Source organism: Streptomyces sp. NPDC042100 (genome assembly GCF_055582325.1).
In genome coordinates this window covers 456,293-470,135 of record NZ_JBVJDK010000005.1, presented here as the reverse complement: position 1 = coordinate 470,135, position 13,843 = coordinate 456,293, and the positions used below count along the sequence as shown (strand labels likewise).

Here is a 13,843-nt window from a genome sequence, read left to right as displayed (position 1 = left end):
GGTGCTCCGGGCCTTTCAGGCGCCGCCCGTGTGGACCTGGAAGGCGGCCCGGCGGACCGCCTTCGCGAGGGCCGGGTCGGGGTGCGCGGCGGCGAGCGCGACCAGGACCTGGACGGTGCGCGGGTGACCGACGGCCCGGACCGCGTCGAGCAGGGCCGGGACGGTGCCCTGGACGGCCGAGTCCAGGTGGCGCACCAGCAGGGTGCCCTCGCCGTGGTCGGCGACGGCGGCCGCGGTGTCCACCCAGAGCCAGGTCGCCTCCTCGCGGGTGAGCACCTCGGGGGCGTCGTCGGGGTCGGCGCCCTCGTACTCGGCGAGCCAGAGCAGCGCGTAGGGGCGCAGCGAGGGCTCGGCGAGGGCGGCGCGGACCTCGGGCTCGGCGGGGGCGCCGACCACCCGCAGGGCCTCGAAGGCGAGGCCGCGCAGCAGGGCGTCCTCGCCTCGGGCGACGGCGAGGAGTTCGGCGACGGCGCTGGAGAGGGTGCGGGCGGCGAGCCAGGCGCGGTACTCGTCGCGGGCCGGGCCGGGGGTGAGCCGGGCGCAGCCGCGCAGCATGTCTTCGGCGGACTGCTCGATGTTGCCGGCGGGGCTCTGCGCGGCGACGCAGATCTGCTCCAGCTTGACCCAGACCGCCCAGTTCCCGAGCGGGGTCAGGGTGGCCTGGCCGGTGCCGAGGGTGAGGGCGCCGACGTCGGCGAGGCCCTCCAAGGCCCAGTCGAGGAGCGCGGGCAGCCCCTCGGCGACGGGGGCGGTCCAGGCGGGGGTGCCGGGGGCGGGGACCTCGCAGCGTTCCTCGCGGAGCTCCTCGACGCGCTGGCCGAGCAGGTCGAGCAGGGTCGGCACCGGGACGGGTCCGGCGGAGAGCTGGAGCAGCGAGAGGACCTGGGGGACGGCCTCGACGACCTCGGAGACGGCGCCGGGGACCACGTCCTCGGGCAGCGGGTGGACCAGCGACCAGGCGTCGAAGAGGGCGACCCAGCCGCGCAGCACGGCGGAGTCGTCGCGGTCCCAGGCGTGCAGCCGCCAGCCGGGGCGGGCGGTGTCGCCGTGCAGTTCGACGAGTCCGGCGAGCCGGGCCCGGTCCCAGCCGGCCAGGACCTGGGCCGGTGTCAGGGCGAGGGCCGCGGCGGCGCGTTCGCCGTCGCCGAAGTCGGGGGAGGCCACGCCCGCGGTGCGGTCCACGGCGGCCCAGCGGGCGATGCGCACGGCGTCGGCGAGGACGGCGCGGGCCTGGCCGGCCAGCTCCGCCCGGGGCGGTGTCCCCTCGGGCGGCCGGGGTGCCGGGCGGGTGCGCCGGGTCGTCACGGCCCGCCGCGCGGTGGCGAGGGCCCGCGGACGGACGAGTCGGAGTCTGGAGTTGCGCGCCAATGGTTCATCGGGCTTTCGAGACGTCACGGGGGCAGTCTTCCCGCTGACGGCCCGAAAGCCCAATCGGAATCCGCAACGCCGCTGCATTGGTCCGGGCGTCGGCGCCGGTCCGGTCGGGGCGGCGGGCCTCAGACGAGGGGGGTCAGGAAGCGCCGCAGGGCCTCCTCGTAGCGGAGCGGGTCCGCGTTCCACATGGCCGCGTGGGGGGCGTCGCGGACGGTGGTGAGGGTGACCAGGTCGGGGCGGAGCGCGGCGAGTTCCTGGGAGCGGCCCCAGGGGGCGAGCGTGTCGTCGGGCCCGTGCAGGACGAGGGTGGGCACGCGCAGGCCCCGGGGGTCGGCGGCCTCGGCGAGCCGGTCGCCGTGGAGTCCGGTCCTGCCCTGCGCGGCGCGGACGGCGAGCGGGACGAGCGGGCCGGGCACGCCCCGGGCGGCGGCGAGGTTGCGCAGGGTGGCCTCCCAGTCGAGGACCGGGGAGTCGAGGACCAGGCCGCGGATCCGGTCGCGGACGCCGGAGCCGGCGGCGGCGTGCAGGGCCATCGCGGCGCCGGTCCCCCAGCCGAGCAGGACGACCTGTCCGGCGCCCCGGCGGACGGCGTAGCGGAGGGCGGCGTCGACGTCGCGCCACTCGGAGTCGCCCAGGTGGGCGAGGCCGTCGGGGGCGGGCGGCGCGCCCTCGTCGCCCCGGTAGGCGGGGACCAGGACGGGGATCTGGCGGCGCTGGAGGAAGGGGACGAGGTTGAGGGCGTGCTCGCGGGTGGTGCCGAGGCCGTGCAGTGCGATCACCCAGGTGGAGCGGGCGCCGGGGACGAGCCAGCCGGGGAGGGGGCCGAGCTCGCCGGGGATCTCGACGTCCTCGTGGGCGAGGCCGAGGGCGGTCTCGGGGGTGCCGCGGTGCAGCTGGGGGGTGAGGCGGACCCGGGCGCCGGTGGCGAGGGCGCCGAGCTCGACCCGTTCGAGCCGGCGGACCACGGTGTCGGCGGTGTGCGGGACGCGGTCGAGGACGGGGCCGACGACGGCGTGCAGTCCGGGGGCCTCGATCCCGTAGGTGCCGGGGCGCAGCGAGGCGAGGCCGCGGGTGAGGGTGATCCGGCCGGGTGCCGTGGCGTGCACGGTGAGCCGGGGGTCGCCGGGCAGCGGGCGTCCGGACGGCACCCTGAGGGCGGCGTCGCTGGCGTACCGGCCGGCCGCCACCGCGGCCGCGCCGACACCGATCACTGTGGTGACGGCCGCTGCCGTCGCTGTAGCCGGGCGCACGCTCCCAGTGTCGGCAGTGGGGGCGGAGGCTGCCACCGGGCGGCACCCCGGACGGGTGACGGCGCGTGACGAGGGTCTCGTCGGCGGGGTCGTCCGTACGGCTGACGGGGCGCGCGGGGTCCACGGGGCGGACCGGCCGGCGGGCGGCGGAGCGGGCGGATGTCGCGGGTGTCCTGGTTCGCCTGCGATTACCCCGGGTCGCACCCTGCCCGCATGGTGGACAGGGGGGCGGCCAGGAGCGGAAGCGGAAGCTCCGGACCCCGGTTGGGGACACCGCACAGCCCGGCCTAGTTCATCTTCCGTTCACCCAGGTTGCGTACGTTCGACCAGCCACTGACGTCAAACGATTGCCTGGGTAAATGGAACACATCACGCTGCTGCTCGCGATTGTGGTCGTGACAGCTCTCGTGTTCGATTTCACGAACGGTTTCCACGACACCGCCAACGCGATGGCGACGACCATCTCGACCGGTGCTCTCAAGCCCAAGACGGCGGTGGCCATGTCCGCCGTGCTGAACCTCGTCGGCGCGTTCCTGTCCGTGGAGGTCGCCAAGACGATCTCCGGCGGGATCATCAACGAAGAGGGCATTCGCACAGAAGTGATCTTCGCGGCGCTCGTCGGCGCCATCCTGTGGAACCTGCTGACCTGGCTGCTGGGCCTGCCGTCCAGCTCCTCCCACGCCCTCTTCGGCGGCCTCATCGGCGCCGCCGTGATGTCGGCCGGCTGGGACGCGGTGAACGGCCCGACCATCGTCACCAAGGTCCTCATCCCCGCCGTCGCCGCCCCGATCGTGGCCGGTCTGGCCGCGATGGTCGCGACCCGCCTGACGTACCGCCTCGGCAAGAAGTCGAACACCGGGACCAAGGCGACCGCCAAGGGCTACCGGGCCGGCCAGATCGCCTCCGCCGGTCTCGTCTCGCTCGCGCACGGCACCAACGACGCGCAGAAGACGATGGGCATCATCACCCTCGCCCTGGTCACCAGCGGCGTCCTCGCCCCCGGCGCCAACCCGCCCCTGTGGGTCATCGTCTCCGCCGGTCTCGCGATCGCGCTCGGCACCTACCTCGGCGGCTGGCGCATCATCCGCACCATGGGCAAGGGCCTCACCGACCTCCAGCCGCAGCAGGGCTTCGCCGCCCAGACCAGCGCCGCGACGGTCATCCTGGCCTCCTCCCACCTGGGCTTCTCGCTCTCCACCACCCAGTCCTGCTCGGGTGCCGTGATGGGCGCCGGCCTCGGCCGCAAGGGCGGTGTCGTCCGCTGGTCGACCGCCACCCGGATGTTCGTCGCCTGGGGTCTGACCCTGCCCGCCGCGGGCCTGGTCGGCGCCGCCGCCGAGTTCCTCACCAAGCAGGGCACCTGGGGCATCGCCGCCGTCGCGGTCCTGCTCGTCGCCGGCTCGGCCGTCATCTGGTCGCTCTCCCGCCGCAAGCCGGTCGACCACACCAACGTCACCGCCGACGACCTCGACAACCCGGCCGCCCCGGCCGAGCCCGCCGGTGTGGTCACCACCGCCATCGCGGCCGTCACCCCGCCGCCGGCCGCCGGCTCCGTCGCCGCCGTCGCGGACACGGACCTGAAGGCCACCATCCCCACCCCGGGCCCCACGGACCCGGCCGCTCCCCCGGCCCCCGCCGCCGCGGTCTAAGGAACTGGAACCAAGCATGAAGATCGACTGGGCAGCCCTCGGCTCCGTCTTCGGAGTCAGCCTCGTGGCGACCGTCGCCCTGGTGGGCCTCTTCACCCTCGGTGTCATGGGCCTCTCCAAGCAGGAGGAGGCCGCCGAGAACGGCGGCTCCGCCACCCTGGCCGTCACCGGCGCCTACGCCTGCTTCGCGCTGTGCCTGGCCGCCGTCTCCTACGGCATCTACCTGATCGTCGCCTGACGCACCGCGCACACCGGCCGGGCGGCCCGCACCCCGAGGTGCGGGCCGCCCGGTTCTCGTGTCTGTGGCGCTCCGCACAGTGACCCGACGCAGGTCAAGGGTGAGTTGACGGCTGTTCGCGGAGCGTGGTGGACTTCCGGGGCCATTACGGCGGCAGTAGAGGAAGTCCGGTGCGAATCCGGCGCGGTCCCGCCACTGTGACCGGCCCCCACGGGCCGGGAGCCAGGAACTCTCGCCGCCGGTCACGTCGATCCAGGGCGCGGACCCTGAGTGAGGACAGAGCGCCATGCCCGGCCGCGGCCTCAGCCTTCCCGGTGCCCCCGGCACCTCGGGCGCCACCAGCGTCTTCGCGTACGGAGCGGCCCTCGGCCTCGCCGTCGACCGGCTCGCCGGCGATCCCCGCCGCGGCCACCCCGTCGCCGCCTTCGGCCGGGCCGCCGGCGCGGTCGAGAAGCGCCTGTGGCGCGACCACCGCGGCTGGGGCGCCCTGCACACCGCCGTCTGCGCCGGCTCCACCGTCGCGCTCGGAGCGCTGGCCGCCCGTACGGCACGGAACAGCCGCGCCGCCGCCGTCGCCCTGACCGCCGCCTCCGTGTGGGCCGTCGTCGGCGGCACCACGCTCGGCCGCGAGGCCCGCGCGATCGGCGGGGCGCTCGCCGCCGGGGACCTGGAGGCCGCCCGGGAGCGCCTGCCGCACCTGTGCGGACGCGACCCGCACTCCCTGGACGGCCCCGCGATGGCCCGCGCGGTCGTCGAGTCCGTCGCCGAGAACACCTCCGACGCCGTGGTCGGCGCCCTGTTCTGGGGAGCCGTCGCGGGCGTGCCCGGACTGCTCGGCTTCCGGGCGGTGAACACCCTGGACGCGATGGTCGGCCACACGTCTCCGCGGTACCGCCGCTTCGGCTGGGCCTCGGCCCGGCTCGACGACCTCGCCGGCTGGCCGGGCGCCCGGCTCACCGCCGCGCTCGCCACCGTCGCCGGCGGGAACCCGCGCGGGGCCGCCCGCGCCTGGCGCGCGGACGCGGCGAAGCACCCCAGCCCCAACGCCGGACCCGTCGAGGCCGGCTTCGCCGGGGCCCTCGGCGTACGGCTCGGCGGCACCCTGGCGTACGGCGGGCGGGTCGAGCACCGGCCCGTCCTCAACGCGCCGGGCCGCCCCGTCGAGGTCGCCGACATCGACCGGGCGGTGCGGCTGTCCCGCCGGATCACCGGACTGACCCTGGCCGCCTGCGTGGGCGGCCGGCTGATCGCGAGCACGCTGAAGCGGAGGAACGCATGAGGGGCGGGGGGCTGCTCGTCGCCGGGACCACGTCCGACGCGGGCAAGAGCGTCGTCACGGCCGGCATCTGCCGCTGGCTGGTCCGGCAGGGCGTCAAGGTGGCGCCGTTCAAGGGACAGAACATGTCCCTCAACTCCTTCGTGACCCGGGAGGGCGCCGAGATCGGGCGTGCCCAGGCCATGCAGGCGCAGGCCGCGCGCGTCGAGCCGACCGCGCTGATGAACCCGGTGCTGCTCAAGCCCGGCTCCGACCGCTCCAGCCAGGTCGTCCTGATGGGGAAGCCGGTCGGTGAGATGAGCGCCCGCGGCTACCACGGCGGACGCCAGGGGACCCTCTTCGAGCCGGTGATGGCGTGCCTGGAGGAGCTCCGGAGCACGTACGACGCCGTCATCTGCGAGGGCGCGGGCAGCCCGGCCGAGATCAACCTGCGGCGCACCGACATCGTCAACATGGGCATAGCGCGGGCCGCCCGGCTGCCCGTCGTGGTCGTCGGCGACATCGACCGGGGCGGCGTCTTCGCCCAGTTCTTCGGCACCACCGCGCTGCTCGCGCCCGAGGACCAGGAGCTCGTCGCCGGGTACCTGGTGAACAAGTTCCGCGGCGACGTGACGCTCCTGGAGCCCGGTCTGGACATGCTCCACGGCCTCACCGGGCGCCGCACCTTCGGCGTCCTGCCGTACGCGCACGGCCTCGGCATCGACGAGGAGGACGGCCTGCGGGTCTCGCTGCGCGGCACGGTCCGCGAGTCGGTGGTGGCCCCGCCGGTCGGCGCCGACGTGCTGCGGGTCGCCGTCTGCGCCGTCCCGCTGATGTCGAACTTCACCGACGTGGACGCGCTGGCCGCCGAGCCGGGCGTGGTCGTCCGCTTCGTCGACCGGCCCGAGGAGCTCGTCGACGCGGACCTCGTCGTCGTGCCCGGCACCCGCGGCACCGTCAAGGCGCTGGCCTGGCTGCGCGAGCGCGGACTGGCCGACGCGCTGGTCCGGCGCGCCGCCGAGGGCCGCCCGGTGCTCGGGATCTGCGGCGGCTTCCAGGCGCTCGGCGAGCGGATCGAGGACGAGGTCGAGTCGAGGGCGGGCCTGGTCGACGGGCTCGGGCTGCTGCCCGTACGCATCCGCTTCGGCGTCGAGAAGACCCTGGCCCGGCCGGCCGGGGAGGCGCTCGGCGAGCGCGTCGAGGGGTACGAGATCCACCACGGCGTCGCCACCGTCGAGGGCGGCGAGCCCTTCCTGGACGGCTGCCGGGTCGGCGCGGTCTGGGGCACCCACTGGCACGGCTCGCTGGAGAGCGACGGCTTCCGGCGCGCGTTCCTGCGCGAGGTCGCGGCGGCGTCCGGCCGGCGCTTCGTCCCGGCCCCCGACACCTCCTTCGGCACGCTCCGCGAGGAGCAGCTGGACCGGCTCGGCGACCTCATCGAGCAGCACGCCGACACGGACGCGCTGCTGCGGCTCATCGAGGAGGGCGCCCCGAAGGGGCTGCCGTTCGTGCCGCCGGGGGCGCCGTGACCGCCGTGCCCGGGCCGCCCGCGCCCACCACCTCCGTACGACCCTCCGTACGACCCTCCGTACGACTCGAAGGAGTGACCACCCGATGAGCACCCGCTATCCGTTCACCGCCGTCGTCGGCATGGACGACCTGCGGCTCGCGCTGCTGCTGAATTCCATCAGCCCGGCGGTGGGTGGCGTCCTCGTACGCGGCGAGAAGGGCACCGCCAAGTCCACCGCCGTGCGGGCCCTCGCCGAGCTGCTGCCGTCGGTGGCCGTCGTCGCGGACTGCCGCTTCAGCTGCGACCCGGCCGCGCCCGACCCGGGCTGCCCGGACGGGCCGCACGGCACCGGGGCGGCCGACGCGCGGCCCGCGCGGATGGTCGAGCTGCCGGTCGGCGCGTCCGAGGACCGGCTCGTCGGCGCGCTCGACATCGAGCGGGCGCTCGCCGAGGGCGTGAAGGCGTTCGAGCCCGGACTGCTCGCCGCCGCGCACCGGGGCATCCTCTACGTCGACGAAGTCAACCTCCTGCACGACCACTTGATCGACCTCCTGCTCGACGCCGCCGCCATGGGCCAGTCGCACGTCGAGCGCGAGGGCGTCTCCGTGCGGCACGCCGCCCGCTTCCTGCTGGTCGGCACGATGAACCCCGAAGAGGGCGAGCTGCGCCCGCAGTTGCTCGACCGCTTCGGGCTGACCGTGGAGGTCGCCGCCTCCCGGGTGCCCGAGGAGCGCGTCGAGGTGGTCCGGCGGCGGCTCGCCTTCGAGGACGACCCGGCCGCGTTCGCCGCCCGCTGGGCCGGCGAGGAGGCCGCGCTGCGCGCACGGATCGTCGGCGCGCGGGAGCTGCTGCCGAAGGTGGTCCTCGGGGACGCGGTGCTCCTCCAGATCGCCGCGACCTGCGCCGCGTTCGAGGTGGACGGGATGCGCGCCGACATCGTGATGGCCCGGACCGCGACCGCGCTCGCCGCGTGGGCGGGGCGGACCGAGGTGACCTCCGAGGACGTCCGGCAGGCGGCGCTGCTCGCGCTCCCGCACCGGCGGCGGCGCAATCCCTTCGACGCGCCGGGCATCGACGAGGACAAGCTGGACGAGACGCTGGAGCGGTTCAAGGGCGAGGACGAGCCGGACCCCGACCCGGAGCCCGACGGCCCGGATGACGGTGGTCCGGGTGACGGCGGTCCCGGCGGTGGCGGCGGGATCCCGCCGCAGGGCGACGGACCCGAGAGCGACGGCGCCCCGCCCGAGGAGGCCCCGGCCCCCGGCGAGGCACCCGCGCCCGAGCCCGCCCAAGCCCCGCAGAACAGCGGGTCCGGCTCCGGCGAGCGCGCCGCCGTCCAGGCCGCCGAGCCGTTCCGTACGAAGACGCTGAGCGTGCCCGGTCTCGGCGAGGGCGCCGCCGGGCGCCGCTCCCGGGCCCGCGCCGAGCACGGCCGCACCACCGGCGCCACCCGCCCCCGGGGCGCGCTGACCAAGCTGCACCTGACCGCCACCGTGCACGCCGCCGCCCCGCACCAGAAGGCGCGCGGGCGCAGCGGCCCCGGCCTGATGGTGCGCAAGGACGACCTGCGGCAGGCGACCCGGGAGGGCCGCGAGGGCAATCTGGTGCTGTTCGCCGTGGACGCCTCCGGTTCGATGGCGGCCCGGCAGCGGATGAGCGCGGTCAAGGGCGCGGTGCTGTCGCTGCTGCTCGACGCCTACCAGCGGCGCGACAAGGTCGGTCTGATCACCTTCCGGGGCCGTGCCGCGGAGCTCGCGCTGCCGCCGACCTCGTCGGTGGACGCGGCCGCCGCGCGGCTGGAGCAGGTGCCGACGGGCGGCCGTACGCCGCTGTCGGCGGGGCTGCTGAAGGCGCACGACGTGCTGCGGATCGAGCGGCTGCGCGACCCCTCGCGGCGTCCGCTGCTGGTGGTCGTCACCGACGGCCGCGCGACCGGCGGCGGCCCCGATCCGCTGGCGCTCGCCGCCCGCGCCGCGCGGCTGCACGCCGCCGAGGGCACCGCGAGCGTCGTCGTGGACTGCGAGACGGGACCGGTGCGGCTGGGCCTCGCCGGGACCCTCGCCCGTGAACTCGGCGGCACCGCCGTCACCCTGGACGAGCTGCGCGCCGACGCGATCGCGGGCGTCGTCAGGGACGTGAGGGACGTACAGGACAACCGTTTCGCCAGGAGGGCCGCCTGATGCCACAGGGACAGCCGACCGTCGTTCCCGACGACGGTCTCACCACCCGCCAGCGCCGCAACCGCGCACTCGTCATGGTGCACACGGGCGTCGGCAAGGGGAAGTCGACCGCCGCGTTCGGCATGGCGCTGCGCGCCTGGAACCAGGGCTGGCCGATCGGGGTGTTCCAGTTCGTGAAGTCCGCCAAGTGGAAGGTCGGCGAGGAGAACGCCCTCAAGGCGCTCGGCGAGACCGGCAAGGGCGGCACGGTCACCTGGAACAAGATGGGCGAGGGCTGGTCCTGGATCCAGCGCGAGGTCGCCGAGGGCGAGCAGTCGCACGAGGACAAGGCCCGCGAGGGCTGGGAGCAGGTCAAGCGGGACCTGGCCGAGGAGCGCTACAAGTTCTACGTCCTCGACGAGTTCGCGTACCTGCTGCACTGGGGCTGGATCGACGTGACGGAGGTCGTCGAGGTGCTGCGGGACCGTCCCGGTCACCAGCACGTCGTCATCACCGGCCGCAACGCCCCGCGGGAGCTCGTGGACTTCGCGGACCTGGTGACCGACATGTCGAAGGTGAAGCACCCGATGGACGCGGGTCAGAAGGGCCAGCGGGGCATCGAGTGGTAGCACGTCTCGTCATCGCCGCGCCCTCCTCGGGCGCGGGCAAGACCACGGTCGCGACGGGCCTGATGGCCGCGTTCGCCGGCCGTGGCCTCGCGGTCTCCCCGCACAAGGTGGGCCCGGACTACATCGACCCGGGCTACCACGCGCTGGCCACCGGCCGGCCGGGCCGCAACCTCGACGCGTACATGTGCGGTACGGAGCTGGTCGCGCCGCTCTTCGCGCACGGCGCGCGGGGCTGCGACCTGGCGGTCGTCGAGGGCGTGATGGGGCTGTACGACGGGGCCGCCGGGCAGGGCGAGCTGGCGTCCACGGCGCAGGTGGCGAAGCTGCTGCGGGCGCCGGTGGTGCTGGTGGTGGACGCCTCCTCGCAGTCCCGGTCGGTGGCCGCGCTGGTGCACGGCTTCGCCTCCTGGGACCCGGAGGTGCGCCTGGGCGGGGTGATCCTGAACAAGGTCGCGAGCGACCGGCACGAGCTGCTGCTGCGGGAGGCGCTGGAGGAGTCGGGCGTGCCGGTGCTCGGCGTGCTGCGGCGGGCGCCCTCGGTGGCGACGCCCTCGCGGCACCTGGGTCTGGTGCCGGTCGCGGAGCGGCAGGCGCAGGCCGTGGAGGCGGTGGCGGCGCAGGCGGAGCAGGTGCGGGCGGGCTGCGACCTGGAGGGGCTGCTGGCGCTGGCGCGTTCGGCCCCGGAGCTCGGCGCCGAGCCGTGGGACCCGGCCGCCGCGCTGGGCCCGCTGCCGGCGGCCGTCACGGGCGGCGGCCGGCCTCGGATCGCCGTCGCCGGGGGCGCGGCGTTCACGTTCTCGTACGCCGAGCACGCGGAGCTGCTGACGGCGGCGGGGGCGGAGGTCGTCACCTTCGACCCGCTGCGCGACGAGGCGCTCCCCGAGGGGACGCGCGGCCTCGTCATCGGCGGCGGCTTCCCCGAGATGTACGGCGAGCGGCTGTCCGCGAACGAGCCGCTGCGCGAGGCGGTGGCGGAGCTCGCCGCGTCGGGGGCGCCGGTCGCGGCGGAGTGCGCCGGGCTGCTGTATCTGGCGCGCTCGCTGGACGGGCACCCGATGTGCGGGGTGCTGGACGCGGACGCCCGCATGTCGGAGCGGCTCACGCTGGGCTACCGGGACGCGGTCGCGGTGAACGACAGCGTGCTGGCGGCGGCGGGCGCCCGGATGCGGGGGCACGAGTTCCACCGCACGGTGATCGAGCCGGGCGCCGGGGAGCTCGCGGCCTGGGGGCTGCGGCAGCCGGAGCGCCGGGTGGAGGGCTTCGTACGGGGCGGGGTGCACGCCAGCTATGTGCACACGCACTGGGCGGGTGCCCCGGGCGCGGCCGCGCGCTTCGTGGAGCACTGCGGGTGAGTTCAGCCGCTGGACAGGCCCACCACCAGCCAGATGAAGCCGACGCCCGCCACCGTGCACAGCAGGGTGGTGCGGGCGGGGTGGTCGTGGTGGGCCTCGGGCAGGATCTCGGCGGCGGCGAGGTAGAGCAGGGCGCCGCCGAAGAAGCCGAGATAGCTGCCCAGCAGTTCCTCCGGAAGGGTGAACAGCAGCGTGGAGGCGGCGCCGACGATCGGGGCGAGGGCGTCGGCGACCAGCATGGCGAGGGCCTTGCGGCGGGCGTTCCCGTACAGGCTGGTGATCGTGTACGTGTTGAAGCCGTCGGCGAAGTCGTGGGTGATGACCGCGAGCGCGACGGTGGCGCCCATGCCCCCGCCGACCTGGAAGGCGGCGCCGAGGGCGATGCCGTCCATGAGGCTGTGGCCGACCATCGCGGCGGCGGCGGTGAGCCCCACCTGGGGGACGCGCTCCCCCGGCTCGGCGCCGTGCGCGGCGCTGCGGACGGCGAGCAGGCGTTCCATCACGTGGGCGAAGAGGAAGCCGCCGACGAAGAGCAGCAGGGCCTGCGGGACGCCGAAGACCTTCTCGCCCGCGGCCTCCATGGCCTCGGGGAGCAGGTCGAGTCCGACGACGCCGAGCATGAGTCCGCCGGCCAGGCCGAGGACGAGGTGGCGCCGGTCGGTGACGCGTTGGGCCGTCCAGCCGCCGAACAGCGTCATCAGGAACGCGCCGAGCGCGACGACTACAGCCATGGGCCTTTGCTATCCGATGGCGGCTCGTCTCCGCACCTTGAGGCGGGGGCCCGCCGGCTCGTGGCCGGCGTCGGCGCCCGGTCCGGGGCGACGGCGGACGAGGTGCTGGGGCTGATCGGGGCGGCGCTGGCCGAGGCGGGCGCCGCGGCCGGCGCGCTGGCCGCGCTGGCGACGCTGGAGGCGCGGGCCGGGGAGCCGGGGATCGCGGGCGCGGCGGCGCGGCTCGGGGTGCCGGTGCGGGCCTTCCGGAGCGAGGAGCTGGCGGGGGTGCCTGTACCGCATCCGTCGGGGCGGGCGCTGGCGGAGACGGGGACGGCGTCGGTGGCGGAGGCGGCGGCGCTGCGCGGGGCGGGTCCGGGGGCGGTGCTGGTGGTGCCGAAACGGAAGGTGCGGAGCGTGACGTGCGCGATCGCCCGTTCTATGGAGGTTCGTTCGGGTGACACGGTTCACTGGGACGAAGTTGACTTAGGCGTGCGGTTGTTGGGCCGGGGCCACGGGTACATCGCAGGCGAGCCCGGCTCATCCCCCACACGCACGCTCCCCCTCCCCACCCCCCACGCGACGGCGGCCATGGACATCCACACTCATGCTGATGCACACGACCTGCGCCACCACGGCGACGCCGAGGTCCGGGACGAGAAGCTGACCGATCTCGCGGTCAACGTCCGGACGAACACCCCGCCGGACTGGCTGCGGGAGCGGATCGCCGACTCCCTGACCGGCCTGGCGGCCTATCCGGACGGGCGGGCGGCGCGGGCGGCGGTGGCCGAGCGGCACGATCTGCCGGCCCGGCGGGTGCTGCTGACGGCGGGGGCGGCGGAGGCGTTCGTCCTGCTCGCGCGGGCGCTGCCGGTGCGCCGGCCGGTCGTGGTGCATCCGCAGTTCACCGAGCCGGAGGCCGCGCTGCGGGACGCCGGGCACGCGGTGGAGCGGGTACTGCTGCGCGAGGAGGACGGTTTCCGGCTGGATCCGGCCGCCGTGCCCGAGGACGCGGACCTGGTGGTGATCGGCAATCCGACCAACCCGACGTCCGTGCTGCATCCGGCGGCGGCGATCGCGGCGCTCGCCCGGCCGGGGCGGACGCTGGTGGTGGACGAGGCGTTCATGGACGCGGTGCCGGGCGAGCGGGAGTCGCTGGCGGGGCGGACGGACGTGCCCGGTCTGGTGGTGCTGCGGAGCCTGACGAAGACCTGGGGTCTGGCGGGGCTGCGGATCGGCTACGTGCTGGCGGCGCCGGAGACGGTCGCGGCGCTGGAGCGGACGCAGCCGCTGTGGCCGGTGTCGACGCCCGCGCTGGTGGCGGCGGAGGCGTGCATGTCGCGGGCGGCGCTCGCGGAGGCGGAGGACGCGGCGCACCGGATCGGGGTGGAGCGGGCGCATCTGCTGGCGGGGCTCGCGGAGTTCGACGAGGTGCGGGTGGTCGAGGCGGCCGAGGGCCCGTTCGTGCTGGTGCGGATCGAGGGCGCGGACGCGGTGCGGGACCGGCTGCGGGGGCTCGGCTTCGCGGCCCGGCGCGGGGACACCTTCCCGGGTCTGGACCGGAACTGGCTGCGGCTGGCGGTACGGGACCGGGCGACGACGAATCGTTTCCTCCAGGCCCTGGACCAGGCGCTGCTGATGCTGGGCTGACGGCGGATCGACGCTGGGGCGACGGCGGGCCGATGCCGGGCCGACGCCCGCCAGGCCCCCGGATCCC

11 protein-coding genes and 1 riboswitch are annotated in these 13,843 nt (G+C 75.7%); of the genes, 8 read left to right on the top strand and 3 right to left on the bottom strand.

The genetic code is table 11. From position 1 onward, the window contains the following. Nucleotides 1–15: 15 nt before the first annotated feature. Together ACZ6J5_RS14545 and ACZ6J5_RS14540 are read right to left on the bottom strand one after the other, a co-directional pair. Entirely contained in the window at nt 16–1,395 is a 1,380-nt protein-coding gene (locus ACZ6J5_RS14545; protein ID WP_469391239.1) for a hypothetical protein, read from the bottom strand. A 101-nt stretch (nt 1,396–1,496) separates the two neighbouring features. Continuing rightward, entirely contained in the window at nt 1,497–2,624 is a 1,128-nt protein-coding gene (locus ACZ6J5_RS14540; protein WP_469391237.1) for an alpha/beta hydrolase, read from the bottom strand. Between the two features lie 359 nt (nt 2,625–2,983). Here ACZ6J5_RS14540 and ACZ6J5_RS14535 point away from each other — a divergent pair, with 359 nt between their 5' ends. The 7 genes from ACZ6J5_RS14535 (at nt 2,984) to ACZ6J5_RS14505 (ending at nt 11,416) form a co-directional block, all read left to right on the top strand. Further along, the gene (locus ACZ6J5_RS14535; protein WP_469391235.1) at nt 2,984–4,273 is read left to right on the top strand and encodes an inorganic phosphate transporter; all 1,290 of its coding nucleotides are present in this window, start codon (nt 2,984–2,986) and stop codon (nt 4,271–4,273) included. Between the two features lie 16 nt (nt 4,274–4,289). Next, on the top strand, nt 4,290–4,511 hold the full coding sequence (locus ACZ6J5_RS14530) for a hypothetical protein (RefSeq protein WP_351664959.1): 222 nt from the start codon (nt 4,290–4,292) through the stop codon (nt 4,509–4,511). A gap of 134 nt (nt 4,512–4,645) precedes the next feature. After that, nucleotides 4,646–4,765: riboswitch (cobalamin riboswitch) on the top strand. A 32-nt stretch (nt 4,766–4,797) separates the two neighbouring features. Then, complete coding sequence (locus tag ACZ6J5_RS14525; RefSeq protein ID WP_469391233.1) at nt 4,798–5,790, top strand: cobalamin biosynthesis protein; 993 nt, start codon at nt 4,798–4,800, stop codon at nt 5,788–5,790. After that, nucleotides 5,787–7,295, top strand: coding sequence for a cobyric acid synthase (locus tag ACZ6J5_RS14520; RefSeq protein ID WP_469391231.1), 1,509 nt, complete (start codon nt 5,787–5,789; stop codon nt 7,293–7,295). Before ACZ6J5_RS14525 ends, ACZ6J5_RS14520 begins: the two co-directional genes overlap by 4 nt. Before the next feature lie 85 nt (nt 7,296–7,380). Next, nucleotides 7,381–9,456, top strand: a complete 2,076-nt coding sequence (locus ACZ6J5_RS14515) for a putative cobaltochelatase (protein WP_469391230.1) — start codon at nt 7,381–7,383, stop codon at nt 9,454–9,456. Next, nucleotides 9,456–10,064: a cob(I)yrinic acid a,c-diamide adenosyltransferase gene (gene cobO / locus ACZ6J5_RS14510; RefSeq protein ID WP_469391228.1), complete on the top strand. Its 609-nt coding sequence runs from the start codon at nt 9,456–9,458 to the stop codon at nt 10,062–10,064. The genes ACZ6J5_RS14515 and cobO overlap by 1 nt, the downstream gene beginning before the upstream one ends. Further along, the gene (locus ACZ6J5_RS14505; RefSeq protein WP_469391226.1) at nt 10,058–11,416 is read left to right on the top strand and encodes a cobyrinate a,c-diamide synthase; all 1,359 of its coding nucleotides are present in this window, start codon (nt 10,058–10,060) and stop codon (nt 11,414–11,416) included. The genes cobO and ACZ6J5_RS14505 overlap by 7 nt, the downstream gene beginning before the upstream one ends. A gap of 2 nt (nt 11,417–11,418) precedes the next feature. Here the strand turns inward: ACZ6J5_RS14505 and ACZ6J5_RS14500 are convergent, their stop codons facing one another. Next, nucleotides 11,419–12,147, bottom strand: a complete 729-nt coding sequence (locus ACZ6J5_RS14500) for a ZIP family metal transporter (protein ID WP_469391224.1) — start codon at nt 12,145–12,147, stop codon at nt 11,419–11,421. Between the two features lie 60 nt (nt 12,148–12,207). Between ACZ6J5_RS14500 and cobC the strand changes: the two genes are divergently transcribed. Next, the gene (gene cobC / locus ACZ6J5_RS14495) at nt 12,208–13,776 is read left to right on the top strand and encodes an Rv2231c family pyridoxal phosphate-dependent protein CobC (protein ID WP_469391222.1); all 1,569 of its coding nucleotides are present in this window, start codon (nt 12,208–12,210) and stop codon (nt 13,774–13,776) included. The last annotated feature ends 67 nt before the right edge of the window (nt 13,777–13,843 follow it).

Bases quoted from the DNA above. Each gene is read 5' to 3' on its own strand.
- ACZ6J5_RS14515 (WP_469391230.1), top strand. From the start codon at position 7,381: ATGAGCACCCGCTATCCGTTCACCGCCGTCGTCGGCATGGACGACCTG.
- ACZ6J5_RS14525 (WP_469391233.1), top strand. From the start codon at position 4,798: ATGCCCGGCCGCGGCCTCAGCCTTCCCGGTGCCCCCGGCACCTCGGGC.
- ACZ6J5_RS14535 (WP_469391235.1), top strand. From the start codon at position 2,984: ATGGAACACATCACGCTGCTGCTCGCGATTGTGGTCGTGACAGCTCTC.
- ACZ6J5_RS14520 (WP_469391231.1), top strand. From the start codon at position 5,787: ATGAGGGGCGGGGGGCTGCTCGTCGCCGGGACCACGTCCGACGCGGGC.
- ACZ6J5_RS14500 (WP_469391224.1), bottom strand. From the start codon at position 12,147: ATGGCTGTAGTCGTCGCGCTCGGCGCGTTCCTGATGACGCTGTTCGGC.
- cobO (WP_469391228.1), top strand. From the start codon at position 9,456: ATGCCACAGGGACAGCCGACCGTCGTTCCCGACGACGGTCTCACCACC.
- ACZ6J5_RS14530 (WP_351664959.1), top strand. From the start codon at position 4,290: ATGAAGATCGACTGGGCAGCCCTCGGCTCCGTCTTCGGAGTCAGCCTC.